We start from the raw sequence: 24868 nt of genomic DNA on the forward strand, positions 1-24868 counted from the left end.
CCCCCGGATCCGCGCCCGGCCCGGGCGCGGGCGCCGGCTCGGCGGGGCGGCACACCGGCAGGAGCTCGGTCCGCACCAACTGGCCGATCTGCTGCTGCGCGTTCTCCAGACTGCCGCCGGGCAGGCCGGAGCGCACCTGCTCCCGCGCGGCGGGCTGCAGGTCGTCGATGGTGAGCACGTCGCAGTCCGCGGGGTCGGCGTCGGGCGCCACGAGCTGCAGGGTGCCCTCGTCGTTGACGCACCCCACCTGCTGCACGCTCTGCATCGAGATGCCGAGGACGCTGCCGGGCACCCCACGGTGCACTGCGACCAGGCCGTCGGATTCGCCCACGTAGTAGCTGCTGCGGATCCACATGACCGCCACGGTGACGCCGATGCCCGCGAGGACGATGAGCAGCGCCGCGCCGAACCCGATGCGCCCCCAGCGCCGCTTCGCCGCCGGGGGCGGCTGGGTCGCGAGGACCCTGCGCGGTTTGGCGGCCGGCGGGCGCATCGCCGCAGCGCGCCCCGCCGAGGTGTCCGGGGGAGGATCATCGTCCTCCTCGTCCGACGCCGCCCCGGCGACGATCGGACGGCTCTGCCCGTAGTCGAGGTCGATCACGTCGGCGACGACGACGGTGATGTTGTCCGGCCCGCCGCTGCGCAGGGCCAGTTCGATGAGACGGTCCGCGCATTCGCGGTGATCGCCCTGGCGCATGGTGTCCGCAATGGTCTCGGCGCTGACGACGTCGGACAGCCCGTCCGAGCACAGCAGGTAGCGGTCGCCCGCGCGCGACTCGCGCATGGTCAGCGTGGGCTCGATGTCGTTACCGGTGAGCGCGCGCATGATCATCGAACGCTGCGGATGCGTCTTGGCCTGCTCGGCGGTGATGCGTCCCTGGTCGACGAGCGATTGCACGAAGGTGTCGTCGCGGGTGATCTGCGTGAGCTGGTCGTCGCGCAGCAGGTAGCCGCGGGAATCGCCGATGTGCACCAGGCCCAGGCGGCTGCCGGCGAACAGGATCGCGGTGAGGGTGGTGCCCATGCCCTCGAGCTCGGGCTCCTCGTCCACGTGGTCGGCGATGGCCTCGTTGCCCGCCCGCGTGGCCTCCTCCAGCATGCCGAGGATGTCCCCGCCCGGATCGTCGTCGTCCAGAGGCGCGAGCGCCGCGATGATGAGCTGGGAGGCCACCTCGCCGGCGGCGTGCCCGCCCATGCCGTCGGCCAGGGCCAGCAGCCGTGCGCCCGCGTAGACGGAGTCCTCGTTGTTGCCGCGCACCAAGCCGCGGTCGCTGCGTGCGGCGTACTTGAGTACCAGTGTCACGAGCGCAACTCGATGACGGTTTTGCCGATGCGCACCGGAGTACCCAACGGGACGGGCGTGGCGGTGGTGACCTTCACACGGTCCAGATAGGTGCCGTTGGTGGAGCCCAAGTCCTCCACGTACCACTCCGCGCCGCGCGGCGACAGACGTGCATGCCGGGCCGAGGAGTAGTCGTCGGTGAGCACGAGAGTGGAATCATCGGCCCGGCCGATGAGCACCGGCTGCGTACCGAGCGTGATCCGCGTGCCGGCCAGCGCGCCCTGGGTGACCACGAGATACTTGGCGACTTTGGCGCGCCGGCCGCTGATGCGCGCGGGCTTGACCGGGTACCGGGCGCTGGAGAAGCGGGAGCCGGAGGCGGCGTAGACGTCGGTGCGGAGCACGCGGAGGACCGCCCACACGAACAGCCACAGGAGCAGCAGGAAGCCGCCACGCGTCAGTTGCAGCACCAGGGCTTGCACGGTGGTCCACCTCCTGGAGGTTCGGCGGGTGCGGGCACCCGGGGTTCTTGCGGGCAGTGCAGTCGGGGGTCTGCATCGTCGGGGTTGCGTCGTCAGTAGGGCACGGCCGGTACGGGCGGCGCAGATCGCAGCCTACTGGCCGGAACCGCGGTCCGGGCGCGGAGCAGGAGCCCGCGCCGGTCGCGTGCGCCACCGAGAGATCATCGTACTTGTGCGGCCGGGCATCCCGCCCGTCTCATCGGCGTATCTGCTCGCGACCTGCGGCGATGGTGCGATACGTGATCAGTGGAACTGCACTGCGATGTCCGTGTGGCCCACGCGGATGATGTCGCCGTGCGCCAGTTGCCACTCGGTGACCGGATTGCCGTTGACGACGGTGCCGTTGGTGGAGCCCAGGTCCACGAGCAGCGCCACCGCCCCGTCCCACTGGACGTCTGCGTGCTGCCGGGACACTCCGGTGTCCGGGACCCGGAAGTGCGAGGCCTGGCCGCGGCCGATCACATTGGATCCTTGACGCAGGTCGAAGGTGCGGCCGCTGCCGTCGTCGAGCACGAGCCGAACACCGAGGGTGCGCGGTTGGGACCACGCACCGTAACCGCCCGTCTGCGGATAGCCCTGCTGCTGGTAACTCTGTGTGTGATCCTGCGGCGGGTACACCGCCCGGGGGTCGGATTCCTGCCGGCCGTAGTCCCGGGGGTCGGGGCTCTGTTGAGGTTGAGCATATCCTTGCGATCCGTAGCCCTGCGGCGGCTGCGCCGGGGCGCCGTAGCCGGGTGACGCGTAGCCCCGGGGGGCGTGGTCCTGCGGCTCGTAGTCCTGGTGCGGGTAGTCCTGGTGCGGGTACTCGTAGTCCTGGGACGGGTAGGCGGGCCGGTCTCGGTACTGTCGGCCGCCGAACTCCCGTCCGGAGTAGTCCTGCCCGGTGTCCGGCCGCCCGGCGTTGCGCCCCTGCTCATAGTACGGGGCCGGAGGGCCGGCCTGCCCGGGGTCGCGGTCGCGGCCGTAGCCCGGACCGCCCCACGCGCTGTAGGCCTCGCCGCCGTACACGGGCGGGTGACCGCCCCGTCCTGGGAGGTCGTGCGGAGGTTGCTGCTCGGCCCCGGGCGCCTCGCCGCGTCGCGCGGGGGCGGCGTCGGGCGGCGGCGCCGGGGAGGCGGTGAGCCGGCCCTCGTTGTGCGCACGGTAGCGCTCTGACGGCAGGCTGCTGTCCGACACTCCGGGCTCCTCTCGAGGTGCCTGGGGCCGCTGCGTGGAGTCCGCACCGCGCTGCGGTGCCTGGCCGGGCACCGGATCCGAGGAGACGGAGAAGCCGGAGTCCGGGTTGATCGAACTCTGCGCCCGGAACTGGCCGGTGTGCAGGTTGGGCGACGACTGCAACTCCACCGACACGTCGCCGTAAGTCTGCCACCCCTGCTCGTCGACGAAGCCGGCGAGATGCGTCGCGAACGACCGCAACGTGAGCTCGGCGTCCGCCGTAAGGTTCTGCTCGTCCGAATCGCTCACCGTGAGCACGTAGTGATTGGGGACCACCGGCTGGTCGCCCTGCATGCGGAGGCCGTCGAACGCCTCCCGGCGCAGCGCGGCCTCGACCTCCGCCGGCATGATCTTGCCGCCGAACACCCGCGCGAAGGCGTCGTCCACGGCGCCCTCCAACCTGCGCTCGAAGCGTTGCACAAACCCCACCGACTGCCTCCTCTCCCGCCGCGCGGCGTAACCACAGTGAGCAGGAGCGGGGACTCCTGACCATTAGAGGATACTGGGCGGGTACTGCTACACCGGTCCATATGGCCTGTCAACCATTGTCGCCGCATCTCGGGCCGCGCGCATCGATGCAGATCACACGTGTGTGAACAGGGGATTTGAGGGCCTGCGAGACGCCGTGCTAGTCTCGACCGCGTTGCTCGGGCGAGTGGCGGAATGGCAGACGCGCTGGCTTCAGGTGCCAGTGTCCTTCGGGACGTGGGGGTTCAAGTCCCCCTTCGCCCACAGTGTGCGGTTCGCAAAGCCGCGGCAGGCGGGATCAGTCAGAGAAACTTCTGGCTGGTCCCGCTTTTGTCGCATCCGGGGGCATCGTGACCTTCGAGGATGCGACCGGGAACTTCTCCGGTGGCGGGGCCGACGGGCCGGGCGCCGACTCGGTCGACCTCACTTCCGCCAGAACAGATGGTGCGTCACGCCGCTCGGGCTGGGCACGACGTCCTGGTGGAACCGGTCGAGCAGCACGTCGGGGGACTCCCATAGCCGGGGCCCGGAGCCGAGCTTCATCGGCGCGACCGCCACGTGCAAAGTGTCGATGAGGTCGGCGTCGAGGAACTGCCGGATGATCGTGGCCCCGCCGCCGAGGCGGACGTCCTTGCCCTGTGCCGCCTCCTTCGCCTGGTCAAGCACTGCTGCCGGGTCGCCGCCGACGAAGCGGAACGCGGTGTCGGAGAGCGTGAACGACGGGCGGCTGTAGTGCGTCATGACGAACACCGGAGTGTGGAACGGAGGCTCGTCGCCCCACCATCCTTGCCACTCGTGGTCCAGCCAGGGCCCGCGCTGCGGTCCGAACTTGTTGCGGCCCATGATCTCCGCGCCGATATTGCGGGCGTAGTCGCGGGTGAAATAGTCGTCCAGGCCTCGGCTGCCGGGTTCGGAGCGGTTGATGGGTGGGTGGTCGGTGGCGAAGGCCCAAGCGAGCAACTTCTCCGGATCGGCATGCCCGAACGGTTGCTCAAGGCTCTGCCCCTCGCCGGCGCTGAACCCGTCACTGGAAACGGTGAAGTTCTGGACTCGCAACGACTGGCTCATGCCGATCCTCCCGTTTCGCGCTTACTGACCAGTGGATGATGGGTGGACCGGACCGGCCGGGAAGAATCATCGGCGCCCCTACTGCAGCTCACCCCACGTCTGGTGCGCCGCTCCGTGGCCGCTTGATCTGGGAGAACGCGCCAGCATGCCCCAAGGCGGTCACCGCGTCGAACAATGAGGCCGCCTCATCGGAGCCCGGGATCGACATGAGTACCGGGCCGAAAAACGCGGTGCCGTCGATCGACACGATCGGGCTGCCGCCGGTGTCGCCGAGCGCCCGCTGCCCCGCTGCGTGCGAGCGTTCAACGTAGTCATCGTACGAGGAATCCTCCATCGCGTCGGCCAGAGTGGGGTCTGCTCCGCATTCAGCCAATGCCGCGGAGGCCAGATCATGGTCCATTTGCTGCGCTCGGCGGTGGTATCGCTCGCCCATCGCCGTATACACCGTGCTGAGCAGGTCTCCGTCCTGCTCCTGCGCGACCGCTGCGAGCAACCGGCCGGCGGCTCGCGAATCCGCCATCTCCGCAGTTTCCTCCTCGCCCATGTTTTTGCCGGCGTTGAGCACGGCCAGGCTCATCAGATGCCAACGCAGCTCGACCCGGCGTCGCTGGGCGGCCGTCGCCAGCCACCGCGTGGTCACCCAGGTGTACGGGCACACGGGGTCGAACCACACGTCGACGACCACTGTGCGTTGCGCGCCGCTCTCTGCGTCGGTCATATCCTTCACCCGCTTTCTGCGTCGCGCCGGCCGTCTCCGGCGCGTCAACGGAGTTTTGCCGAGTTCCCGCCCCGCCAAACCACCGCCACCACGGTGTGACCGGGGCCTCATGGTCGACCGCGCGGCCGGTGCTTTACGCTGCGGAATATGGAGATCAGGGGAGCTAGTGCAATCGTCACCGGCGGCGCTTCAGGAATCGGCGCGGCCACCGCCCGCCGGCTGGCCGCGCGCGGCGCCAAGGTGGTCGTCGCGGACCTCAACGCGGAGGCCGGGCAGAAGCTCGCGCAGGAGATCGACGGCGTGTTCGCCTCGGTCGACGTCACCGACACCGCGCAGATTGAGGCCGCAGTCAACACGGCCGTCGAGCTGGCGCCGCTGAAGGCGCTGGTAAACTCGGCCGGCATCGGCTCGGCGCAGCGCACCATCGGCCGCGACGGCGAGTTCGCCTCCGCGCACAACATCGACGTGTACAAGAAGGTCATCGCCATCAACTTGATCGGCACCTTCGATGCCGTGCGCCTGGCCGCCACCGCGATGAGCCGCAACGACCCGGGCGAGGACAAAGACCGCGGCGCCATCGTCAACCTGGCTTCGGTGGCCGCGTTCGACGGCCAGATCGGGCAGGCGGCCTATTCGTCGTCCAAGGGCGGCGTCGTCGGCATGACTTTGCCGGTGGCGCGCGACCTGTCCGCGGCGGGGATCCGCCTCAACACCATCGCGCCGGGCCTCATCGACACCCCCATCTACGGCAGCGGCCCGGAGTCGGACGCGTTCAAGGCCAAGCTGGGCGAGAGCGTGCTGTTCCCCAAGCGCCTCGGCGTGCCGGACGAGCTGGCTTCGATGGTCGAGGAACTGCTCACCAATTCGTACATGAACGCCGAGGTGGTCCGGGTGGATGGCGGCATCCGGATGCCGCCGAAGTGATCGCCTGACGCACCCCGACGCGATGCCCGCGACGCAGGGATGGCCGACGCGCGCCGAGACCGCCGCCGATGCGGCGGCGGTCCGGCGCGTTCTGCTGTCCGCATTCGATACGGCGGAAGAGGCGGACCTGGTGGACGCGCTGCGGCAGGACCCGGCGTGGATCGACGGGCTGTCGGCGGTGGCGGTGGACGGCGAGGGAGCCGTCGCCGCCCACGCGCTGCTCACCCGGTGCGCGATCGGGGATCGGCCCGCGGTGTGCCTGGCGCCGTGCTCCGTGCTGCCGGAGCACCAAGGGACCGGCGCGGGTACGGCGGTGACCCGGGCGGTGCTCGAGGCGGCGCGCCGGCGCGGGGAGAGGTTCGTGACCGTGCTCGGCCACCCTGAATACTATCCGCGGTTCGGCTTCGAGCGCGCGTCCGCGCACGGCGTGCGGATGCGGGCCGCAGTGCCCGACGACGCGCTGATGGTACTGAGTCTCGACGGCACCGCCGTGCCCGCCGGCGTCATCCGCTACGCCGCCGCATTCGGCGACATCTGACCGGCAGAAAGGAATCGCGATGGGCATGACACGCGGACGGAGCGATCTCGACGACACGGAGCGTCAGGCACAGATCATCGACGTGTTCGTCGACGCCTTCGGGGAGATGATCGCGGCGGACCCGGACGCGTTCCGCAAGAAGTTCCGCAAGATGGCCGACAACCCGTTCGCATTCTACCGGGGCTCGGCATGCCTCTTCTACGCCGACATGGCCGACTGCGACGACCCGTGGGCGGACGAGCGGACCGGGCGCATCTGGATCCAGGGCGACCTGCACGCGGAGAACTTCGGAACGTACATGGACTCCGCCGGCCAGATCGTATTCGACGTCAACGACTTCGACGAGGCGTATCTGGGCGCATTCACCTGGGACATCCGGCGGTTCTGCGCGAGCATCGCGCTGCTGGCGCGGCGCAAGGCCATCTCCGACGGCGACATCGCCGCGCTCATCAGGACCTACGTCCGTGCCTACCTGCGCACCGTCCGCGACTTCGCCCGGGGCCCGCTGCAGGCGGAGGACTTCAAGCTGCACCTGCGCAATACCGAGGGGACCGTCCACGAGGCCCTCCTGAATGCGCGGACCCGCACCCGCGTGGCGCTGCTGGACCGGAACACGGTGATCGAAGACCATGAACGGCGGTTCGGCCCGGGCAAGGGCGTCCGCCGGCTGGACGCCGACGAGCACGCGCGCGTGGCGGCCGCGTTCGAGAGGTACCTGGAAACGATCCCCGCCCACAAGCGGTTCCACAGCATCACCTACGCGGTGAAGGACATCGTGGGCCGCAAGGGTTTCGGCATCGGTTCTGCCGGATTGCCCGCCTACAACATCCTCGTCGAGGGGCAGACGGAGGCGCTCGAGAACGACGTCATCCTGTCGATGAAGCAGGGGAACATCGCCGCGCCCAGCAGGATCGTGCGCGACACGCACGTCACCGAGTATTTCACCGATCACGGGCACCGCACTGCGGTGTCGCAGCGTGCGCTGCAGGCCCACGCTGATCCGTGGCTCGGCTACACGGTTCTCGACGGCGTGGGATACGTCGTATCCGAGCTGTCGCCGTACGTGGACGACTTGGACTGGTCCGACCTGACGGAGCCGGAGGAAATCCGGCCGGTGCTCGGCTACCTGGGCCAATCCACCGCGTGCATGCACTGCGTCTCCGATGCCGATTCCAATCAGACGCTGGTCGCTTTCCAGAGCGAAGAGGCCATCACCGCGGCGATCGGCGGCCGGGATGACGCGTTCGTCGACGACATGGTGGAGTTCGGCGCGCACTACGCGCGGCAGGCCCGCAACGACCGCGAATTGTTCGTCGACGCCTTCCGCAACGGCAAGATCCCCGGAATCAATCCGACGGCAAGCTGACCGGAGCCGGTGCGGGTGGGCGACCATGGCACCATGAACACTCCCGTGCCGGGCGCCTGTTCTGCGCGCCACCTGCATCGCCCCCCGGGCGGCCCCCGATGAACAGCCCCCGCAAGACGGAGATCGCCACTGCGAGTGCGCTGGCCGGACTCGCCGGTTTCGTCGACGCCGTCGGCTTCATGAAGATCGGCGGCTACTTCGTGGCCTTCATGAGCGGCAACACCACGCTCGCGGGGGTATCGCTGGCCGAGGGGCGGTTCCACGACTTCGGATTGGCGGCCGGGCTGGTGATCACGTTCGTGCTGGGGGTGATCGCCGGCTCGTTGCTCGGACGCAGTGTGGGCGGTGACGGCCTACCGCACCGGCGCCGGATGTCGGTGGTGCTGACGGCGGTGGCCGTGATCCTGTTGGCGGCCGTGCTTGCGGAGCAGTCGACCACCACCGCCGTCGCCGTGGCCCCGCTGCTGGCCTTGGCCATGGGTGTGGAGAACGCGGTGTTCGAGCACGACGGCAAGGTCACCATCGGACTCACCTACATGACGGGCACGCTCGTGAAACTGGGTCAGAGCATCGCAGCGCTCATAGCCCGCGAACCGGCATCGCCGTGGCGCCGGTATCTGACTTTGTGGGGCGGCCTCGGTGCGGGGACGGTGATCGGCGCGGTCTCCTATCTGGCCATCGGGACCGCGGCGCTCTGGCTCACCGTGGCCGCCGCGGCGATGGCGGGGGCCGCTCTGTGGCTGACACCGACGTTGCAGTTCGAGTAGCGGTTGAGCCCGTCACGCCTCGGAATGTTCCCGGTGCCGGCGGCGTTCGGCCGGATTGGGGCGAAGCACTCAAAGAGGAGGATTTCGGTGGAGTCACGGACCGGTCCCAGCGGCGCTGCGGGCGGCGACACTCCGGATCCGGTCCGCTGGCGCATCCTGGTGGTGCTGCTGGTGGCGATCTTCATGTCCCTCGTCGGCGTCAGCATCGTCAACGTGGCCCTGCCCTCGATCCAGCACGGCCTCGACGCCGCGCAGTCCGATGTGCAATGGGTGCTGTCCGGGTACGCGCTCACCTTCGGCATCGTGCTCGTCGCCGCGGGCCGGGCCGGCGACCTGATGGGCCGCGGCGGCATCTTCATCATGGGTGTGGTCGTCTTCACCGCGTCGTCCGTGGCCGCCGGGCTCGCGCCCAACGCGGATGCGCTCAACGCCGCGCGCTTCACGCAGGGCCTCGGTTCGGGGTTGCTGAACCCGCAGGGAGTGGGCATGATCCAGCAGTACTTCCGCGGTGCCGAGAGGGGACGCGCCTTCGGCTTCTTCGGCAGCACCGTCGGGGTGGCGGTGGGCATCGGGCCGATCATCGGCGGGCTCCTGATCAAACTGGGCGGGCCGGACATCGGCTGGCGGCTGACGTTCCTGGTGAACGTGCCGATAGGCCTCGCCTGCCTGGCGCTGGCGCTGTTGTGGTTCCCGCGGCCGCTGTTCCGCCGCATCCGGGATGCGGCGACCGGCCGGGCGGTCCGGGTCGGTGATGCTGTGCGCGCCCTCGATCCCGTCGGCTCGATACTCCTGGGGCTCGCAGTGCTCGCGGTGCTGTTGCCGTTCGTCGAATCCGGCGACACGGCGCTGATCTGGCTCGTCCTACTGCTGGGCATGCTGCTGGCGTATGCGTGGGTGCGGTGGGAACGCCGCTACGCGCGCATGGGCCACAGCCCGATGGTGGACCTGAAGATCTTCTCCACCCGCAGCTTCACCAACGGCAGCATCATCGTGGCGCTGTACTTCCTGGGGATGACGAGCATCTGGGTGCTCGTCGCGCTCTACATGCAGGACGGTGCCGGGCACTCCGCACTCGCGGCCGGGGCGGTCGGAATACCCGCCGCACTCATCTCCGCGGTGGCCGCGCACTGGGCGGGCACGCGTGTGATGACCTACGGGCGCAAGGTTGTGATCGGCGGCCTGCTGAGTGCGCTCGTCGGGTTGGTGCTCAGCATCGCCGTCGTAGTCCTGCACGAGGCCGGACACATCAGCGAGTGGTGGCTGCTGGGGTCGCTGGTCTTCATCGGCATCGCGCAAGGATCGGTGATCAGCCCCAATCAGACGCTCACCCTGGCGGACGTGCCTCTGTCGTACGCCGGCAGCTCCGGGGCGATCATGCAGACCGGACAGCGGATCGGTACCTCCATCGGGATCGCGGTGATCACCGCGGCCGTGTTCGCGACGCTCGACGCGAGCTCGTGGGCGGTCGCGGTTCCCACGGGCTTCGGCCTGATCGCGGTCGTCGTGGTGCTCGCGCTGGGGGTGGGCGTGAAGGATCTGCGTGACCGGGCGAGGACGCGCACGGAACTGCCGGTGCCCGCGCGGCCTTGAACTCGGATACCTGGACCTTTCGCGGCACGTGCTTCGCATTCTATAGGGGCGGGACGGGGGAAACGGCCACCCCACCCCTGCAGAATGCGAATCAGGTGCCAAACGCGGTCTACATCCCCATGTGCAGCACCTCCCATCGGTGCCCGTCGAGATCGCGGAAGGCGCCGGCGTACATCGGCCCGTCGTCCATGCGCCACTCGGTGCGAGTGGCACCGGCTGCCGCGGCCTTGGCGCACAGCTCGTCCACCCCGGCGCGGTCGGGCGCGTCGAAGGCGAGGATCGTCTCGGTGCCCGAGCGCGGCGCGGCGTCGTGGAAGCCGTGGAAGAAGTCCTGGCGCAGCAGCATCACCGGGGCGAGGTCGTTGATGACCAGGCATGCGGCCCTGTCGTCACTGAAGCTCTCGTTGAACCCGAATCCCAGCACGGTCCAGAACTCGCGGGCTTTCGCGACATCCGCGACCGGGAGGTTAGGGAAGATCATGCGCGCCGTGGTGTACCTGCCTTCTGATCGTGTGCCGAAGCGCGGCGTGCGGTGCTGGGCGTATCGACCGCAGTCGGCGGCGGAACTCATCGGGCTGGGCGATGAGTCAGCGCGTCGTCTCCGGTCACCACTGACATCCGGCGGAGCAAGGAGGCGGGCGTGTCGGACCCTGTGGAGCTGCTCGAACGCGCCGTGTCGTACACGCGCGGCGCCCTGCAATCGGCCGGGGTCTGTCTGTCGGCGCCGACGCCGTGCAGCCAGTGGACTCTGGGACGGCTCCTGGAGCACATGTCCGATGCGCTCGATGCGTTCATCGAGGCGAGTGCGGGCGTGGTCGAGGTCCACCCGGGCCCCGGGCGCCGAGACATTCCCGCGCGCTCGGTCGGGGCGCACGTCGAGGCGCTGCAGTGCAAGGCGTGCGACCTGCTGAGCGCGTGGTCGGCAGCCGGAACCGGGTGCGTCCGGCTCGCCGGCACGCGGATTGACCCGCGGCTTCTGTTGCAGGCGGCGGCGCTGGAGATCGCGGTCCACGGGCACGACGTGGCGGGGACCGGCCCGCGGGGGCCGGCGCTCCCCGGCCCGTTGGCGCGGGACCTGCTGCCGGTCGCGCGGATGCTCGTCACGCCGGGCGACCGTGGGGTGCGCTTCGGCCCGCCGGTCCCGCCCGCCACGCCGGCGCCGTCGGCAGTGCTGCTGGGTTTTCTCGGCAGGACGGAGTGACAGCGGGCGTACCCGGGTGTGCGTCGAACTGGGCGACCACACGAAAGCGCAGTTCATTGCGGGCGCGGCGCTGGGCGCAGTGATCTGCGCCGCCGCGTCGCTGCGGGCATGATCCGCAGGACGTAGGGGTGTGAACTGCACTGTGCAGGCTGGGGACAGGCTGCTGAACTCGCTGCGATGGTCGGCCGCTGGAGCACGGACACCGGCCCGCACCGACGCCGGATCGCCCTTGCCTGCTACTCCTCGCGGTGCGCGCGGAGCACGGCGTCGTGGACGGTGCATTCCTTTCCGTCGGCTCCGTGCTCGGTGCGCGACCGCGTGGCGCAGGTGTCCACGACCCATCCAGACGGCAAGGATGCCGCGAGGTCCTCTGCGGTCCAGCTGATGTCGGCGAGGTCGGGCCGGTGTACGCCGGAGTCCGCGTCGCTCGGGTGGTGACCCACGATGAGCAGGGTGCCGCCCGGGGCGACTGCTGCGGCGAGGCGGAAGAACAGACGCGTCCGCCTGTCGGCGGGGAGGTGCAGGTACGAGGCGGCGACGAGGTCGTAACTGCCGGGCACGGGATCGCGCGTGAGGTCCAGGCGGCGCCAGTCGACCGTCACCCCCAGTTGGGCGGCGGAGTCCTCGGCGCGTTCGAGCGCAACGGGCGACAGGTCGGCCGCTGTCACCTTCCATCCGTGTTCGGCCAGCCACAGCGCGTCGCCTCCCTCGCCGGCACCTGCGTCGAATGCGCTGCCGGGCTGCAGGTCCGACAGCTCGTCGACCACCACGGCGTTGGGCCTGCCGCTCCACATTCGGCCGTGGGATTGGACGTGCGCACTGTTCTCAGGGACGTCGTCGTCCTGTGCGCCGACGCGCCGGGCGCCGTGCCGATGGCCGTCCCGTCCCCGGTAGCGGTCGTCCCAGGCACGTCGGCCGTAGCGGTGCTCGTAGAGCGCGGCCTCGGCGTCGGCGGCGGCGAGGTCGGCGTTGATCATGGCGCCCGCCTGGAGACCCGCTGCGGCGGAGGCGATCACCTGAGCGGAAGGATCCGTGATGTTGCCCGCCGCCCACACACCGGGCACATCGGTCTTTCCTGTCCGATCGGCGCCGATCACCGTCCCCATCACCGTGTGCCCGACCAGGAAGTCCTGCGGCCGCAGTCCCAGGGGCCTGAGAATCCCGGCGCGAGCGTGCGTCACCGGGGCGACGACCAGTGCGTCGAGCGCGACGACGGTGCCGTCGGCCAGGCGGGCACCGGTGAGCCCGGCAGGCCCGGACTCGACGGCGGTGACGGGACCGTCGACGAGGGGGATGCCGAGGGCCGCCAACTGCTCGGCTTGCGCGTCGTCGAACGGCGACGCGTCGTGCACGATGACGGTGACGTACTCGCTGAGTTGCCGGAACAGCAGGGCCTGGTGCGCGGCCATCGGGCCTGTCGCCAGGATGCCGATTCTCTGGTCGCGCACCTCCCAGCCGTGGCAGTACGGGCAGTGCAGGACGCCCGAGCCCCAGAGATCCGCCAGCCCACGGATGTCCGGCAGCGCGTCGCGTGACCCGGTGGCGGCGAGCAGCCTGCGGGCGCGGACGGTGGCGCGGGCATCGCCCTCGTCGTAGGTGACGCGGAAGTTCCCGTCGTCGTCGCGCGCCAGTTCGGTGACCTGCGCAGTGATGACCGTGCCGCCGTAGCCCTCGACGTCCGCCCGCCCCGCCGCGTACAACGCGGCGGGCGGTGTGCCGTCACGGGTGAGGTAGTTGTGCACGTGCCCGGCGACGGAGTTGCGCGGCTCGCCGGCGTCGAACACCAATACACTGCGGCGGGAACGGGCCAGGGCGAGGGCGCCGCCGAGCCCCGCGGCGCCGCCGCCGAGCACCGCCACGTCGAACGTCGCGTCGTGACGTGCGGGGGTCTCCTGAAGGGAATCGGTCATGCCAAAAGAATGCGCGCAGTGAGAGCGGTTGACAAACTACGTTGCTGAAACGGCAAAATAGGGACATGGACGGCGGCGACATCGACGAGACCTTGGAGCGCGTGGGGCCCCGCCTGCGGGAGGTGCGGGAGCGGCGCGGGGCCACGCTGACGGACGTGTCGGGGGCGAGCGGGATTTCGGTGAGCACGCTGTCACGTCTGGAGTCGGGCAGCCGCAGGCCCACCCTGGAGTTGCTGCTTCGGCTGGCACGGGCGCACGACGTGCCGCTGGAGGAACTCGTGCACGGTGCCGCCACCGAGGACCCCCGGGTGCGGAGGAGCGCGGTGCGCAAGGGCGCGCGGACCTTCCTGCCGTTGACCCGGCGGCCCGGCGGCGTGCAGGCGTTCAAGATGATCATCGGCCCGGAGGGGGCGCCCGGCCGGCAACGCAGCCACGAGGGCTATGAGTGGATGTACGTGCTCGGCGGGCGCCTGCGGCTGCTGTTGGGAGCGCTCGACCTGGTGCTGGGCGCGGGCGAGGCGGCCGAGTTCGACACGCATACCCCGCACTGGTTCGGCAGCGCCGACGGGCACCCGGTGGAGCTGCTGGTGCTTTTCGGGCCCCAGGGGGAGCGGATGCACGTGCGGGCCCGGCCGCGAAGCGACGTGGACTCCGCGTCTTGACACCGATTCGCGCCGTGCAATGGATGCACTGCGGCCGCGTGCGTGAGTGCTTCGTCCACGACGGCGATCGCCTCGGGCGGCCTCGGGCGATCATGGCCGGCGTAGCGGGTCGGCCGGGCGTTGTCGTCGTGGCAAGCGGTGAGCCCGGGACGCGCGTACTTTGGCGATCAGCGGCATGGCTGTGAGCGCCGGGAACCGGCGTCCGCGGCGCATGGTCCGCTGCCAGTGCGACGAGGAGGATGCTGTGGGAGTCCAGGACAAGTTCGAAAACAAGGCCGAGGAACTCAAGGGCCGCGCCAAGGAGGCGGCCGGTGCCGCGGCCGGTGACGAGGACCTCAGGAACGAGGGGCAGGCGGACCAAGCCTCCTCGTCGGTGAAGCGGGGCGTCGAGAAAACCAAGGACAAGGCCAACGAGGTTGCCGACAAGCTCACCGGCGGCAAGGACGAGTGACGCGACGCCGGCCGGGCTGACGCTGCCCAGCCGCGCCGGAGCATGCGGTGGGGCGGCCCCTGTGCGGGGTCGCCCCACCAACACTTGTGGGGACCGCGGCCTGCGGACCGCATCGTCGGCCTGCATGCCGCGGCGACGTCGCATTGCACGCCGACATCAAGCGAGTTCACATCGAGGATCGTGGATCCGGTCGTCGATGTGCAACGATCCCCGACTTGTCGCCCGCGATGAGGACGGTCAGGGGCATGGTCACCGGGCCGCGTGCGCACGGAGACTGCGTGGGACCACGACGGTGAGGATGAGAGCGGTCGCGACCGCAGCGGCGAGACGATCAGCCCCATCCCGGCGCCTATGAGAGCGCTGCCGAGCACCGCCTGCCACAGGGGTGAGGACACCGACAACATGCTGAAGACGATTCCGGAGGCGATGGCGAAGCCGGCGGCCACCGCGCCGAGGCCGAGCACTTGTTGGGCCGCACTTGTTGGGTCCAGTTGGGCAGGTGGATCGACAGGCCTATCACCATCATCCCGGCGGTGAACGTGGCCGCGTAGGAGCCGGCAGGCAGGCGGCGCGCCCAAACAGCAGAACCGGCTTGCGGCCGTAGAGGCCGACAAGCTTGCCGTAGACCGGGATCGTCACGGTCCGGGCGGGCATCTGGACGGAGAACACCCAGCCGATCAGCGAGAACCCGCCGAGATCGGCCACCACCTGTGGCACCGCGGCGGCGACGATCGTCGTGTCCACCGCGACGAGGGCCATGGACAGAACGAGGGCGAACAGCGCCGGCGTCCGTCTGTCGTGCCGAATCGCCGCCATGAGCCAACCCCGGCACGACCGCCCCGTAACGGTGATCGGCGTCATAGATTGATCAATGGTCAATCCGTGTCTACTGTGGCGTCATGACCTCGACACAGGGCGGTTCCGTCTACGGCGACGCGGTCGCGCGGCGCCGTGCCGTGTTGGACTCAGCGGTGGAGATCCTCGACGAGGGCGGCTATCCGGCGCTCACCAACAGGGCCGTTGCCAAGCGCGCCGGCATGAGCCCCGGGCTGATCTACCAGTACTTCGTCGACAAGCAGGACATCTTCATCACGCTGCTGCAGGAGGCGGAGACGGAGCTGTCGGAATTCATCGAGGCGCTGCCGCGCGACGGGGGAGTCGCCGGGCTGCTCGCGGCGATCGTGCCGGAGGCGACACGGCAGTGGAAGCGCGTCGGCCACCTCGCATCCACGTGGCAGACGGTCGACGGCAGCGGGATGGAGCGTAAGTCCGTGCGCGAGCTGCGTGCGTGCTCCGACCGCCAGTTCGCTGCACTGCACCGTGCGCTCGTCGAGTCCGCGGACACCGAAGGCCGCACGCTGCATGACGGTCCCGCGATGGTGCTGTACGTGTGGGCCGGGCTCACGGGCATCGCGGACACCCTGACCAACAAGTGGCTGCGCGGTGGAGCGCGGGAGGACCTGGTCGCCTACTCCACCGCCGCGCTCGCCCGCTCCATCCTCGAATTACCGGAGATGCACTCATGACCGATCTGGACCACCGCCCGCCGCACGTTGCGGACGCCGCCGCGGCGGCCGAGTTCGTGGAGTCGGCTCGGCGCTGCACTTCAACCGCTCTGACCCGAAGCTTCCGGACCTGCTGATCTGCCGACCGGAACTGGCTCCACAGACCCTGGAGGTACTGGCCCGATGAACGTTCCCGCAGCCATTGCACGGGGGCCCGCGAAGACCCTCACCCACCTGGAGCGCCTCGAGGCCGAGAGCATCCACATCATGCGCGAGACCGTCGCCGGCAGCGAGAACCCGGTGATGCTCTACTCGATCGGCAAGGACTCGTCGGTCATGCTCCACTTGGCGCGCAAGGCCTTCCACCCGTCGCGCCTGCCGTTCCCGCTGCTGCACGTGGACACCACCTGGAAGTTCCGTCAGATGTACGAGTTCCGCGACCGGATCGCGGCGTCGGAAGACCTGGATCTGCTCGTCCACCGCAATCCTGAATGCGTCTCGCGCGGCATCAACCCGTTCGATCACGGGTCCGCCGTGCACACCACCATGTGGAAGACGGAGGGGCTCAAGCAGGCGCTGGACAAGTACGGGTTCGACGCCGCGTTCGGCGGGGCCCGGCGCGACGAGGAGAAGTCGCGCGCCAAGGAGCGCATCTTCTCCGTCCGGTCGCCCGAGCACCGCTGGGATCCCAAGCGTCAGCGCCCGGAGCTGTGGCGGCTCTACAACCTGAGCAAGGCCCGCGGCGAATCGTTGCGCGTGTTCCCGCTGTCGAACTGGACCGAGCTCGACATCTGGCAGTACATCCTGCGTGAAGACATCCCCATCGTGCCGCTGTACTACGCCGCGCAGCGGCCGGTGGCCGAGCGCGACGGCACCCTGATCATGGTCGACGACGACCGCATGCCGCTGGCCGACGGGGAGACCCCGCAGATGCGCAGCGTCCGGTTCCGCACGCTCGGCTGCTACCCGCTCACCGGTGCGGTCGAGTCCGAGGCGGACACGCTGACCCGCATCATCCAGGAGATGCTGCTCACCACCACCTCCGAGCGGCAGGGGCGCGTGATCGACAAGGACGGTGCCGCGTCGATGGAACGCAAGAAGCAGGAGGGCTACTTCTGATGGCACAGGTATCCGAACCGGTCGCGCCGGCCCGCGCCGTGGACTCCGACCTCATCGCCGCCGACATCGACTCGTATCTGGCGATGCACGCGACCAAGTCGATGCTGCGCTTCATCACCTGCGGCAGCGTGGACGACGGCAAGTCGACGATGATCGGCCGGCTGCTCTACGAGTCCCAGTTGGTGTTCGAGGACCAGCTCAGCGCACTCGAATCCGATTCGCGCAGGTCCGGGACGCAAGGGGAGAACCTCGACTTCGCGCTGCTCGTCGACGGGCTGGCCGCCGAACGCGAGCAGGGCATCACCATCGACGTCGCCTACCGGTTCTTCACCACCACCTCGCGCAAGTTCATCGTCGCCGACACCCCGGGCCACGAGCAGTACACCCGCAACATGGTCACCGGGGCATCCACCGCGGACCTCGCGGTGCTGCTCGTCGACGCACGCAAGGGGGTGCTGCAGCAGACCCGCCGGCACGCGTTCCTGGTGTCGCTACTGGGGATCCGTCACGTGGTCCTCGCAGTGAACAAGCTCGACCTGGTGGACTACTCGCAGGACGTGTTCGACGCGATCGACAGCGAGTTCCGGGAGTTCGCCGGGCGCGTCGGCGCGGCGAACGTCGTCACGATCCCGATATCGGCGCTCATGGGGGACAACCTCACCGGCCGGAGCCCCCACACGCCCTGGTACAATGGCCCTTCGCTGATCGAGCACCTCGAGACGGTGGAGATCGAAGACGATCATCAGACGCGGCCCATGCGGCTTCCGGTGCAGTGGGTGAACCGGCCGGACCACACGTTCCGCGGGTTCTCCGGGCAGCTCGTATCCGGCACTGCGGCTCCCGGCGATGCGGTGCGGGTGCTGCCGTCGGGGCAGTCGAGCACGATCGACCGGATCGTGACGATGGACGGCGACCTGGACCTGGCCGTCGCCGGGCAGTCGGTCACGCTCACCCTGGCCGATGAGATCGACGTGAGCCGCGGCGACGTGATCGCGGCCGCGGGCGACCCGCCGGCGGTCTCGGACCAGTTCGCCGCGCACGTGGTGTGGCTTGCCGAGCAGGAGATGATCCCCGAACGGCGGTACCTGTGCCGGATCGGCACGAGCGAGGTGCAGGCGCGGATCACGCGCCCCAAGCACAAGATCAACGTCAACACCCTCGAGCACACGGCGACGACGACCCTTGATGTCAACGAGATCGGGGCGTGCAACGTGAGCTTCGACCGCCCGGTGCCGTTCGACACCTACGCGGAGGGCGGCGAGACGGGCGCATTCATCCTCGTCGATCGCATGTCGGGGAACACGATGGGCGCCGGGATGATCGATTATGCACTGCGGCGGGCCGACAACATCCACTGGCAGCAGGTGGACGTGGACGCGGAGGCACGGGCACGGCTCAACGGGCACAAGCCGGCGGTGGTGTGGCTGACCGGGCTGTCCGGCGCGGGCAAGTCGACCATCGCGAACCTCGTCGAGCGCGACCTGTATGCGCGGGGCAGTCACACCTACCTGCTCGACGGCGACAACGTGCGGCACGGCCTGGGCCGTGACCTGGGATTCACAGAAGCCGACCGCGTGGAGAACATCCGGCGTGTCGCCGAGGTGGCCACGCTCATGGCGGACGCGGGCCTCATCGTGCTGGTCTCGCTCATCTCGCCGTTCCGGGCGGACAGGGACGCGGCGCGCGAAGCCATCGGCGCGGACCGCTTCTATGAGGTATTCGTCGACACGCCGCTGGAGGTCGCCGAGGAGCGCGATCCCAAAGGCCTCTACGGAAAGGCCCGCCGCGGGGAGCTGGTGAACTTCACCGGCATCGACTCGCCCTACGAGGAGCCTCTGGAACCGCGGGTGCATCTGCGCACCGCGGACGGCGCGCCGGAGGACGCCGCGGCCGCGGTCGTGTCGGCGCTGCGCGGCGACGGCATCATCGTCTAACGGTCGTCGTCGAGTCCCCATCGGATCGGCGTCATAGCGGAGGACGCCGTCGTTTGCGCGGACGTTCAGGCGGTCGCGCGGACCGAGGGCCGGGTTTCCGGGGCGTGGCCGGCAGCCTCGCTGCTGATTCGGCGCGCCGCCTGCACGAGCAGAGGAATGCACCATTCGCGGATCGGAATGGTCGGCCGCGCGCAGAGTGACACCGCGGCAGGGGCTCCCTGCGCGCCGGGTACGGGGGCGGCGAGGCCGACGATCGCGGAGGCGGTGCTCACGCGCCCGGCCCCGACGCCGAAACCGGGGACGGTCGCCGCGCGCTCGACGGCGAGCCCGCCGCGCCTCCGCACGCTGTGGAGCTCGCGGTGCAACGGCGGCAGGGACGGTGGCAGGTCGACGCGACCGCCTCGCTGCGACGCGGCGATCAGTTCCTCCACGTCCTCGGGGACCAGGACGGACAGCATCGCCCGGCCGCCGACGGTGCTGTGCAGTGCCCCCCGTGCCCCCACCTCGAAGCCGGGCGCCGAGGTGCGGCCACTCCCGACCCGGTCCAGCACCAGCTCGTCCACCCCGTCCAGCACTGTCAGGAACACCGGGGTGCCGGTCTTCAAGTGCAGCGCGTGCAGGTGCGGTGCGGCGGTACCGCGCAGCGCGGAGTAATCGGCCGCCGCGCTGCGGAACCGCAGCCCGCGTCTCCCCAGGGCGTAGCCGAGGGGCGTCTGGTTGACCCACTCCAGCCGGATGAGCGATTCCAGAATGCGGTGGGTGGTCGAGTACGGGAGGCCCGCGCGGAGCGCGACGCCGCCGAGGGTCAGCGTCTCGCCGGCGCTGTGGAAGGCGTCGAAGATCAGCGTCACCCGCTCGATCATCGACGTCGGCATGTCGCCGGCTGCTGTGCGAGGCATACGGTCCTCCCGGTCGTGCCTGCCCGTCAGGCGGGCGATCCGATGGCAGCTCCCGCTTCGAGTGCGTCGCCCAGCTCTGCGCCGACGGCGTCTGCGCTGCCCAGCGAGAATGCGATCTGCCGGCCCCAGATGAAGTAGCGGTGGATCGGGAAGTCGACGTCCGCGCCGATGCCGCCGTGCAGGTGCTGGGTGGCGTGCACCGCGCGCAGACCGCCGCGCGATGCCCACCACTTGGCCACCAGCGCCGCGGTCTCGGCCTCGTCCTCACGGCCCAGGTCGAGCAGCCACGCGGCGCGCAGGGTGGTCAGCCGGATGGCCTCGATATCCATGTGCGCATCGGCGGCGCGCACCGAGACGGCCTGGTTGGTGGAGAGCGGGCGACCGAACTGCACGCGTTCGGAGACGTACTTCGCCGTCATCGCGAGCGCCTGCGAACACACGCCCACAGCGAGCGCGGCGAGTGCGATACGCGCGCGGCGCAGGGTCCACGCGATGACGTCGGCGCCGTCAGCGGGGAGGACGTCGTCGGCCGCGACGGCCACGCCCGACAGTTCCACTGCGGCGTGCGCCTCGTGGCTGGTGACGTCGACGGCGGTGCGGGTGACCCCGTCCGCGTCCGTGCGGACGATCACCACGGCGGGCTCCCCGTCGGGCTGCCGCACCGGAACGAGGATCGCGGCGGCCTGCTGCGCGGCCGGCACGGAGGCCAGGGTGCCGGTCAGCGACCAGCCGTCGCCCGACGTCTCGGCGCGCACGGCGATGTCGGAGCCGTCGCCCACCTCGAACGCGCCGGTGACGATCCGCGAACCGTCGAGAAGCCCCGGCAGCCAGGTCTGCTTGTGCACGTCGCTGCCGAACTCGGCCAGCGGGAGCGCGGCGGTGGCCACCGTGGACCACACCGGCGCCGCGGCGACCCGCCGGCCCTGCTGCTCGAGCAGCGCGACCAGTCCGAGCATGCCCATCCCGGCGCCGCCCGCCGCCTCCGGCACGGCGATACTCAGCAGGTCGGACTCCGAGAGGTTCTTCCACAGCTCGGCGTCGAAGCCGCCGTCGCGCTCGATCGCCTGCAACACGGTGGTGTCGGTGCGGGTGGCGAAAATCTGCTGCGCCAGGTCACGGATAGAGGCGTGGTCTTCCGAGAAGTCGAACTGCATGGTTACTTCGCTCCATTCGTGGTCGTGGCGGCAGGGTCGGCGGCCTTCGCCGGCTCCGCCGAGGGGCGGCGCCGGGAGGCCATCGTCATGCCGAGGGTCTTCGAGGCGACGATCTCGCGCATGACCTCGTTGGTGCCGCCGCCGAAGGTGTTGTTCTGGGCGCGACGGCCCAGCGCCTCCACCCGGCCCTCCAGGGCCGCGCCGACGCTGCCCGGGCGCAGCAGCCCCTTGGCGCCGAGAATCTCCTGCAGCATCCCGTAAGCGGAGACGACGCCCTCGGTGCCCATGATCTTGGCGGCCGCCGAATCGCCGCCGCCGAGCGTGCCCGCCGCGACGTCGGCGACAAGGCGCAGGTTGATCAGGTCGACCGCGCTGAGCAGCGCGTAGAGCTCGGCGAACTTGCCGCGCACCCACGGCAGGTCGTAGACGTGCCCGTCGCCGTACGGCTCGGCCTTGGCCCACTCGAGCACCTCGGAGAGCAGCTCGTTGGCGATACCGCCGCGCGCGGCCAGGGCCACCCGCTCGTGGTTGAGCTGGTTGGTGATCAGGCCCCAGCCCTTGTTGAGCTCGCCCACCACATTGCTGATGGGGACGCGCACGTCCTCGTAGTAGGTGGCCGAGGTGCTGATGCCGCCGACGGTGTGGATCTCGGTGACGGAGAAGCCGGGCGAGGAGGTGGGCACGAGTACCACCGAGATGCCCTTGTGCCGCGGGGCGTCGGGATCGGTGCGTACGGCCAGCCAGACCCAGTCGGCGTAGACGCCGGCGGAGGTGAAGATCTTGTTGCCGTTGATGACCAGTTCGTCGCCCTCGATGCGGGCCCGGGTGGCAAGCGACGCGAGGTCGGTGCCCGCGCCGGGCTCGGTGTATCCGATCGCGAAGATGAGCTCGCCGGTGAGGATCTTGGGGAGGAAGAAGGCCTTCTGCTCCTGGGTGCCGTGGTGCATGAGCGCCGGGGCCACCGTGTTGAGCGTGACCAGCGACAGCGGCGCGCCGGCGCGGATGACCTCGTCGTAGAACACGTAGAGGGCCTCGGGGTCTTCGCCGCGCCCGCCGTACTCGGTGGGGAAGCCGAGCCCGAGCCAGCCGTCGGCGCCCATCTTCTGCAGGATCCGGTCGAAGACGGGGCCGCCCTCGGTCTGGTCCATCAGTGCGTGGCGGTCTTCGTCGTTGATGATCTCCGCGAAGTAACTGCGCAGTTCGCTGCGCAGCTTCTTCGATGCGTCGGACAGGTCTGGGTACATGTGTCGCTCCTTCACGGTTCGTGCTGCGGATGCCGCCGGTCAGCGGGGCAGACGCAGCACACGCCGGGCGATCACGCCCAGCTGGATCTCGATGGTTCCGCCACCGAACAACACCGCGGGCAGCCCCAGGTGGTCGGTCACGTGGTCGTCTGTCACGCCCGGCTCGGCGTCGTGCGCCGCGGCGCCCGGCCCCAGCAGCCGGATCAGGTCGCGGGAGCCGTCCCGCTGCGCGAGCGCGTTGTAGAGCTTGGACACGCTGATCTCCGCGCCCGGCCCGGCGCCTGCGAGACGCGCCAGCACGCCGCGCAGGTTCAGCGCCTGCAGGGCGAGCTCGCGTGAGACCCCACGCCCCATCGTGCGGACGGCGTCCTCGCGCGGGCAGTCGTACTCGCCCGCCTCGATGAGCCGCTGGAACCGGTCGCCGGCGCCGTGGCCCAGTGCCGCCCCCATCTGCAGCCGCTCGTTGGCGAGCGTGGTGGCGGCGAGACGCCAGCCCTCGCCGGGACCTGCCACCAGGCACTCGTCGGGGACGAACACCTCGTCGAGGAAGACCTCGTTGAACTCAGCCCGGCCGGTAGCCTGGCGTAGGGGACGGGCGTCCACCCCCTCGGCGTGCATGTCGATGAGGAAGTACGAGATGCCCTGGTGCTTGGGGGCCGACGGGTCGGTGCGTGCCAGGCACACACCCCAGTCGGCCTCGTGGGCGTTCGTGTTCCACACCTTCTGGCCGTTGATCACCCAGCCGCCGTCGACGCGGCGCGCGGCGGTGGACAGCCCGGCCAGATCGGAGCCGGCGCCCGGCTCGCTGAACAGCTGGCACCACACGATCTCACCGCGCAGCGTGGGGCCGACGAACCGCTCGCGCTGGGCGTCGCTGCCGTGCGAGAGCAGTGTGGGCAGCACCCACTCGCCGATCACCATCGTCGGCTGGTCCAGGCCGTGCGCCGCGTACTCCTGCGCGATGACGGCCTGCTCCACGGGTCCGGCTCCCAGCCCGTGCGGGGCCGGATAGTGCGGCGCCACGAGGCCCGCCTCGGCGAGAACGGCACGGCGTGCGCCGCCGCGGCCCGTGCCCCAGCCGTACCCCTCGACCTCGTCCGGCGGCATCTGCGCCGCCTGGTCGAGCGTCGCGCCGATCTGGGTGCGCAACTCCGGCAGCGTCTCTGAGGTCACGAAGGAGAAGTCCCGCGCCCCGCCCGCCAACGCCAGCTCGCCCAGGCGTGCGCTCCACCGCTCGGGCGAGCCCGCCAGGGCGGCGATGCTCAATGCTCGGCGCTGGTACAGGTGCACGTCGTGCTCCCAGGTGAAGCCCACGGCGCCGAGCAGCGAGACGCACTCGAAGGCGTTGTCCACCGCGGCCTCGAGCGCGGCCACCACCGCCTGCGCGGCGGCGATCGCGCGCTGCACGTCGTCGCCCGACTCGGCGCGCGCGGCATCCCACGCGGCGGCGCACGCGATCGACGACCGCACCAGCATCATCGCCGCCTTGTGCTGCACCGCCTGGAACGAGCCGATCGGCCTGCCGAACTGCTCGCGGGTGCGCACGTGCGCCGTGGCCGTCTCCAGCGACCACCCGGCGATGCCGGCGGCCTCGGCGGCGAACACGACGGCGCGCACCCACTCGGCGTCACCGTCCCGGATATCGTCGAGCACGTCCTCGCCGGGAACGTGCAGTTCCTGCAGGGTCAGCGTCCCGATCGCGCGGGTGGCGTCGACACCGATCCGCTGCGTGATCGTCGCGCCCGGGCCCTCGGGCAGCCGGAACCACACCGGCGACCCGTCGGCCTCGGCGCGCACGAGTACCACGTCCGCCCCGGGGATGCCCAGCGCCGGGTCGCTCGTCCCCGTCACCGTCCATCCGCCGTCGGCGCGCTGCGCGGTGAGGCCCGCGCCGGTGCACACTGCTCCGGTGGCCCCTTCGGTGAAGCGCGCGAGAAGTGCGTCCACCGCCTCCGACTGCGCGGCCTGGGTCAGCGTCGCGCCGGCGATGGCGGTGGGCGTGAACGGGCCCGGGTGCAGGCCCCGGGCCAGCTGCTCGACCACGACGGCCAGCTCCGCCATCCCCGCGCCGTCGCCGCCGCAGCGCTCCGGCAGGTGGATCGCGTGCAAGCCTTGCGCCAGCAGCCGCGGCCAGTTTTCGGGGAGAGTGCCGGATGCGAAGCCGGCGAGCCCGGCCCGCGCGGCGGAGGCGCCGCCGGCGTGCCGGGCGAATGCCGCCACCGCCTCCGCGAGCGCCGCCTGGTCCTCACCGAGAGCCAGGCTCGGGATCGGCGCCGCCTTGTCGTCGGTTGCCGTTGCCACGTCGTGGTCTTCCTTTCGCGGGGAGGAGCGC

Annotated in this window: 23 protein-coding genes, 1 tRNA gene and 1 pseudogene; 13 read left to right on the forward strand and 12 right to left on the reverse strand. The window is 70.3% G+C overall.

The window, feature by feature from the left end:
- The 3 genes from JJ683_RS08600 to JJ683_RS08610 all read right to left on the reverse strand — a co-directional run.
- On the reverse strand, window positions 1-1303 hold a 1303-nt coding region (locus JJ683_RS08600), incomplete at its 3' end, for a PP2C family protein-serine/threonine phosphatase (protein ID WP_200173144.1).
- The gene (locus JJ683_RS08605; RefSeq protein ID WP_200173146.1) at window positions 1300-1764 is read right to left on the reverse strand and encodes an FHA domain-containing protein FhaB/FipA; all 465 of its coding nucleotides are present in this window, start codon (window positions 1762-1764) and stop codon (window positions 1300-1302) included. The genes JJ683_RS08605 and JJ683_RS08600, both read right to left, overlap by 4 nt.
- Before the next feature lie 282 nt (window positions 1765-2046).
- Window positions 2047-3447 carry an FhaA domain-containing protein gene (locus JJ683_RS08610; protein WP_200173148.1) on the reverse strand — a complete coding sequence of 467 codons (1401 nt, stop codon included), beginning with the start codon at window positions 3445-3447 and terminating at the stop codon, window positions 2047-2049.
- Between the two features lie 220 nt (window positions 3448-3667).
- Between JJ683_RS08610 and JJ683_RS08615 the strand changes: the two genes are divergently transcribed.
- Window positions 3668-3750 (forward strand) — tRNA-Leu (locus JJ683_RS08615).
- Between the two features lie 159 nt (window positions 3751-3909).
- Here the strand turns inward: JJ683_RS08615 and JJ683_RS08620 are convergent.
- Window positions 3910-4554 (reverse strand): dihydrofolate reductase family protein, encoded by a 645-nt coding sequence (locus JJ683_RS08620; protein WP_200173150.1) that lies wholly within the window; start codon window positions 4552-4554, stop codon window positions 3910-3912.
- An 88-nt stretch (window positions 4555-4642) separates the two neighbouring features.
- The gene (locus tag JJ683_RS08625) at window positions 4643-5272 is read right to left on the reverse strand and encodes a mycothiol-dependent nitroreductase Rv2466c family protein (protein ID WP_200173152.1); all 630 of its coding nucleotides are present in this window, start codon (window positions 5270-5272) and stop codon (window positions 4643-4645) included.
- Between the two features lie 147 nt (window positions 5273-5419).
- Between JJ683_RS08625 and JJ683_RS08630 the strand changes: the two genes are divergently transcribed.
- The 5 genes from JJ683_RS08630 (at window position 5420) to JJ683_RS08650 (ending at window position 10457) form a co-directional block, all read left to right on the forward strand.
- Window positions 5420-6196 carry an SDR family NAD(P)-dependent oxidoreductase gene (locus JJ683_RS08630; RefSeq protein WP_200173154.1) on the forward strand — a complete coding sequence of 259 codons (777 nt, stop codon included), beginning with the start codon at window positions 5420-5422 and terminating at the stop codon, window positions 6194-6196.
- Between the two features lie 22 nt (window positions 6197-6218).
- Window positions 6219-6734, forward strand: a complete 516-nt coding sequence (locus JJ683_RS08635; RefSeq protein WP_200173156.1) for a GNAT family N-acetyltransferase — start codon at window positions 6219-6221, stop codon at window positions 6732-6734.
- A gap of 25 nt (window positions 6735-6759) precedes the next feature.
- Window positions 6760-8100: a DUF2252 domain-containing protein gene (locus JJ683_RS08640; protein ID WP_200173158.1), complete on the forward strand. Its 1341-nt coding sequence runs from the start codon at window positions 6760-6762 to the stop codon at window positions 8098-8100.
- A gap of 98 nt (window positions 8101-8198) precedes the next feature.
- The gene (locus JJ683_RS08645; protein WP_200173160.1) at window positions 8199-8867 is read left to right on the forward strand and encodes a YoaK family protein; all 669 of its coding nucleotides are present in this window, start codon (window positions 8199-8201) and stop codon (window positions 8865-8867) included.
- An 81-nt stretch (window positions 8868-8948) separates the two neighbouring features.
- A complete protein-coding gene (locus JJ683_RS08650) occupies window positions 8949-10457 on the forward strand; it encodes an MFS transporter (protein WP_372435274.1) in 1509 nt (502 codons plus the stop codon).
- Between the two features lie 109 nt (window positions 10458-10566).
- On the opposite strand, the gene JJ683_RS08655 is transcribed toward JJ683_RS08650, so the two are convergent.
- The gene (locus JJ683_RS08655; protein WP_200173162.1) at window positions 10567-10938 is read right to left on the reverse strand and encodes a VOC family protein; all 372 of its coding nucleotides are present in this window, start codon (window positions 10936-10938) and stop codon (window positions 10567-10569) included.
- Window positions 10939-11097: 159 nt separating this feature from the next.
- Between JJ683_RS08655 and JJ683_RS08660 the strand changes: the two genes are divergently transcribed.
- Window positions 11098-11658 (forward strand): maleylpyruvate isomerase N-terminal domain-containing protein, encoded by a 561-nt coding sequence (locus tag JJ683_RS08660; protein ID WP_200173165.1) that lies wholly within the window; start codon window positions 11098-11100, stop codon window positions 11656-11658.
- A gap of 236 nt (window positions 11659-11894) precedes the next feature.
- Here the strand turns inward: JJ683_RS08660 and JJ683_RS08665 are convergent, their stop codons facing one another.
- Window positions 11895-13568, reverse strand: coding sequence for a bifunctional NAD(P)/FAD-dependent oxidoreductase/class I SAM-dependent methyltransferase (locus JJ683_RS08665; protein ID WP_200173167.1), 1674 nt, complete (start codon window positions 13566-13568; stop codon window positions 11895-11897).
- A gap of 65 nt (window positions 13569-13633) precedes the next feature.
- Here JJ683_RS08665 and JJ683_RS08670 point away from each other — a divergent pair, with 65 nt between their 5' ends.
- Complete coding sequence (locus JJ683_RS08670) at window positions 13634-14230, forward strand: helix-turn-helix domain-containing protein (RefSeq protein WP_200173169.1); 597 nt, start codon at window positions 13634-13636, stop codon at window positions 14228-14230.
- A gap of 244 nt (window positions 14231-14474) precedes the next feature.
- Complete coding sequence (locus JJ683_RS08675; RefSeq protein ID WP_200173172.1) at window positions 14475-14681, forward strand: CsbD family protein; 207 nt, start codon at window positions 14475-14477, stop codon at window positions 14679-14681.
- Window positions 14682-15203: 522 nt separating this feature from the next.
- Here JJ683_RS08675 and JJ683_RS08680 read toward each other — a convergent pair.
- A complete protein-coding gene (locus tag JJ683_RS08680; protein WP_200173174.1) occupies window positions 15204-15497 on the reverse strand; it encodes a hypothetical protein in 294 nt (97 codons plus the stop codon).
- Between the two features lie 83 nt (window positions 15498-15580).
- On the opposite strand from JJ683_RS08680, the gene JJ683_RS08685 reads away from it, so the two are divergent.
- The 4 genes and pseudogenes from JJ683_RS08685 to cysN all read left to right on the forward strand — a co-directional run bounded on the left by JJ683_RS08685 (window position 15581) and on the right by cysN (window position 19239).
- Complete coding sequence (locus JJ683_RS08685) at window positions 15581-16207, forward strand: TetR/AcrR family transcriptional regulator (RefSeq protein WP_200173176.1); 627 nt, start codon at window positions 15581-15583, stop codon at window positions 16205-16207.
- A gap of 64 nt (window positions 16208-16271) precedes the next feature.
- Window positions 16272-16373 (forward strand): annotated as a pseudogene (locus JJ683_RS19735) (3'(2'),5'-bisphosphate nucleotidase CysQ); the annotation flags it as partial.
- Window positions 16370-17305, forward strand: a complete 936-nt coding sequence (gene cysD, locus JJ683_RS08690; protein WP_200173178.1) for a sulfate adenylyltransferase subunit CysD — start codon at window positions 16370-16372, stop codon at window positions 17303-17305. The pseudogene JJ683_RS19735 and the gene cysD, both read left to right, overlap by 4 nt.
- Window positions 17305-19239 (forward strand): sulfate adenylyltransferase subunit CysN, encoded by a 1935-nt coding sequence (cysN, locus tag JJ683_RS08695; protein WP_200173180.1) that lies wholly within the window; start codon window positions 17305-17307, stop codon window positions 19237-19239. Before cysD ends, cysN begins: the two co-directional genes overlap by 1 nt.
- A 65-nt stretch (window positions 19240-19304) precedes the next feature.
- On the opposite strand, the gene JJ683_RS08700 is transcribed toward cysN, so the two are convergent.
- Genes JJ683_RS08700 through JJ683_RS08715 form a run of 4 tightly spaced genes read right to left on the reverse strand, consistent with a single transcriptional unit; the run spans window position 19305 to window position 24837 of the window.
- Window positions 19305-20138 carry an IclR family transcriptional regulator gene (locus JJ683_RS08700; protein ID WP_200173182.1) on the reverse strand — a complete coding sequence of 278 codons (834 nt, stop codon included), beginning with the start codon at window positions 20136-20138 and terminating at the stop codon, window positions 19305-19307.
- 26 nt (window positions 20139-20164) lie between these two features.
- On the reverse strand, window positions 20165-21292 hold the full coding sequence (locus JJ683_RS08705; RefSeq protein WP_200173184.1) for an acyl-CoA dehydrogenase family protein: 1128 nt from the start codon (window positions 21290-21292) through the stop codon (window positions 20165-20167).
- A 2-nt stretch (window positions 21293-21294) separates the two neighbouring features.
- Entirely contained in the window at window positions 21295-22536 is a 1242-nt protein-coding gene (locus tag JJ683_RS08710; protein WP_200173186.1) for an acyl-CoA dehydrogenase family protein, read from the reverse strand.
- Between the two features lie 39 nt (window positions 22537-22575).
- Window positions 22576-24837, reverse strand: coding sequence for an acyl-CoA dehydrogenase family protein (locus JJ683_RS08715; RefSeq protein WP_307810782.1), 2262 nt, complete (start codon window positions 24835-24837; stop codon window positions 22576-22578).
- Window positions 24838-24868: the final 31 nt, after the last annotated feature.

The organism is Tomitella cavernea, from assembly GCF_016599145.1.
GTDB lineage: Bacteria > Actinomycetota > Actinomycetes > Mycobacteriales > Mycobacteriaceae > Tomitella > Tomitella cavernae.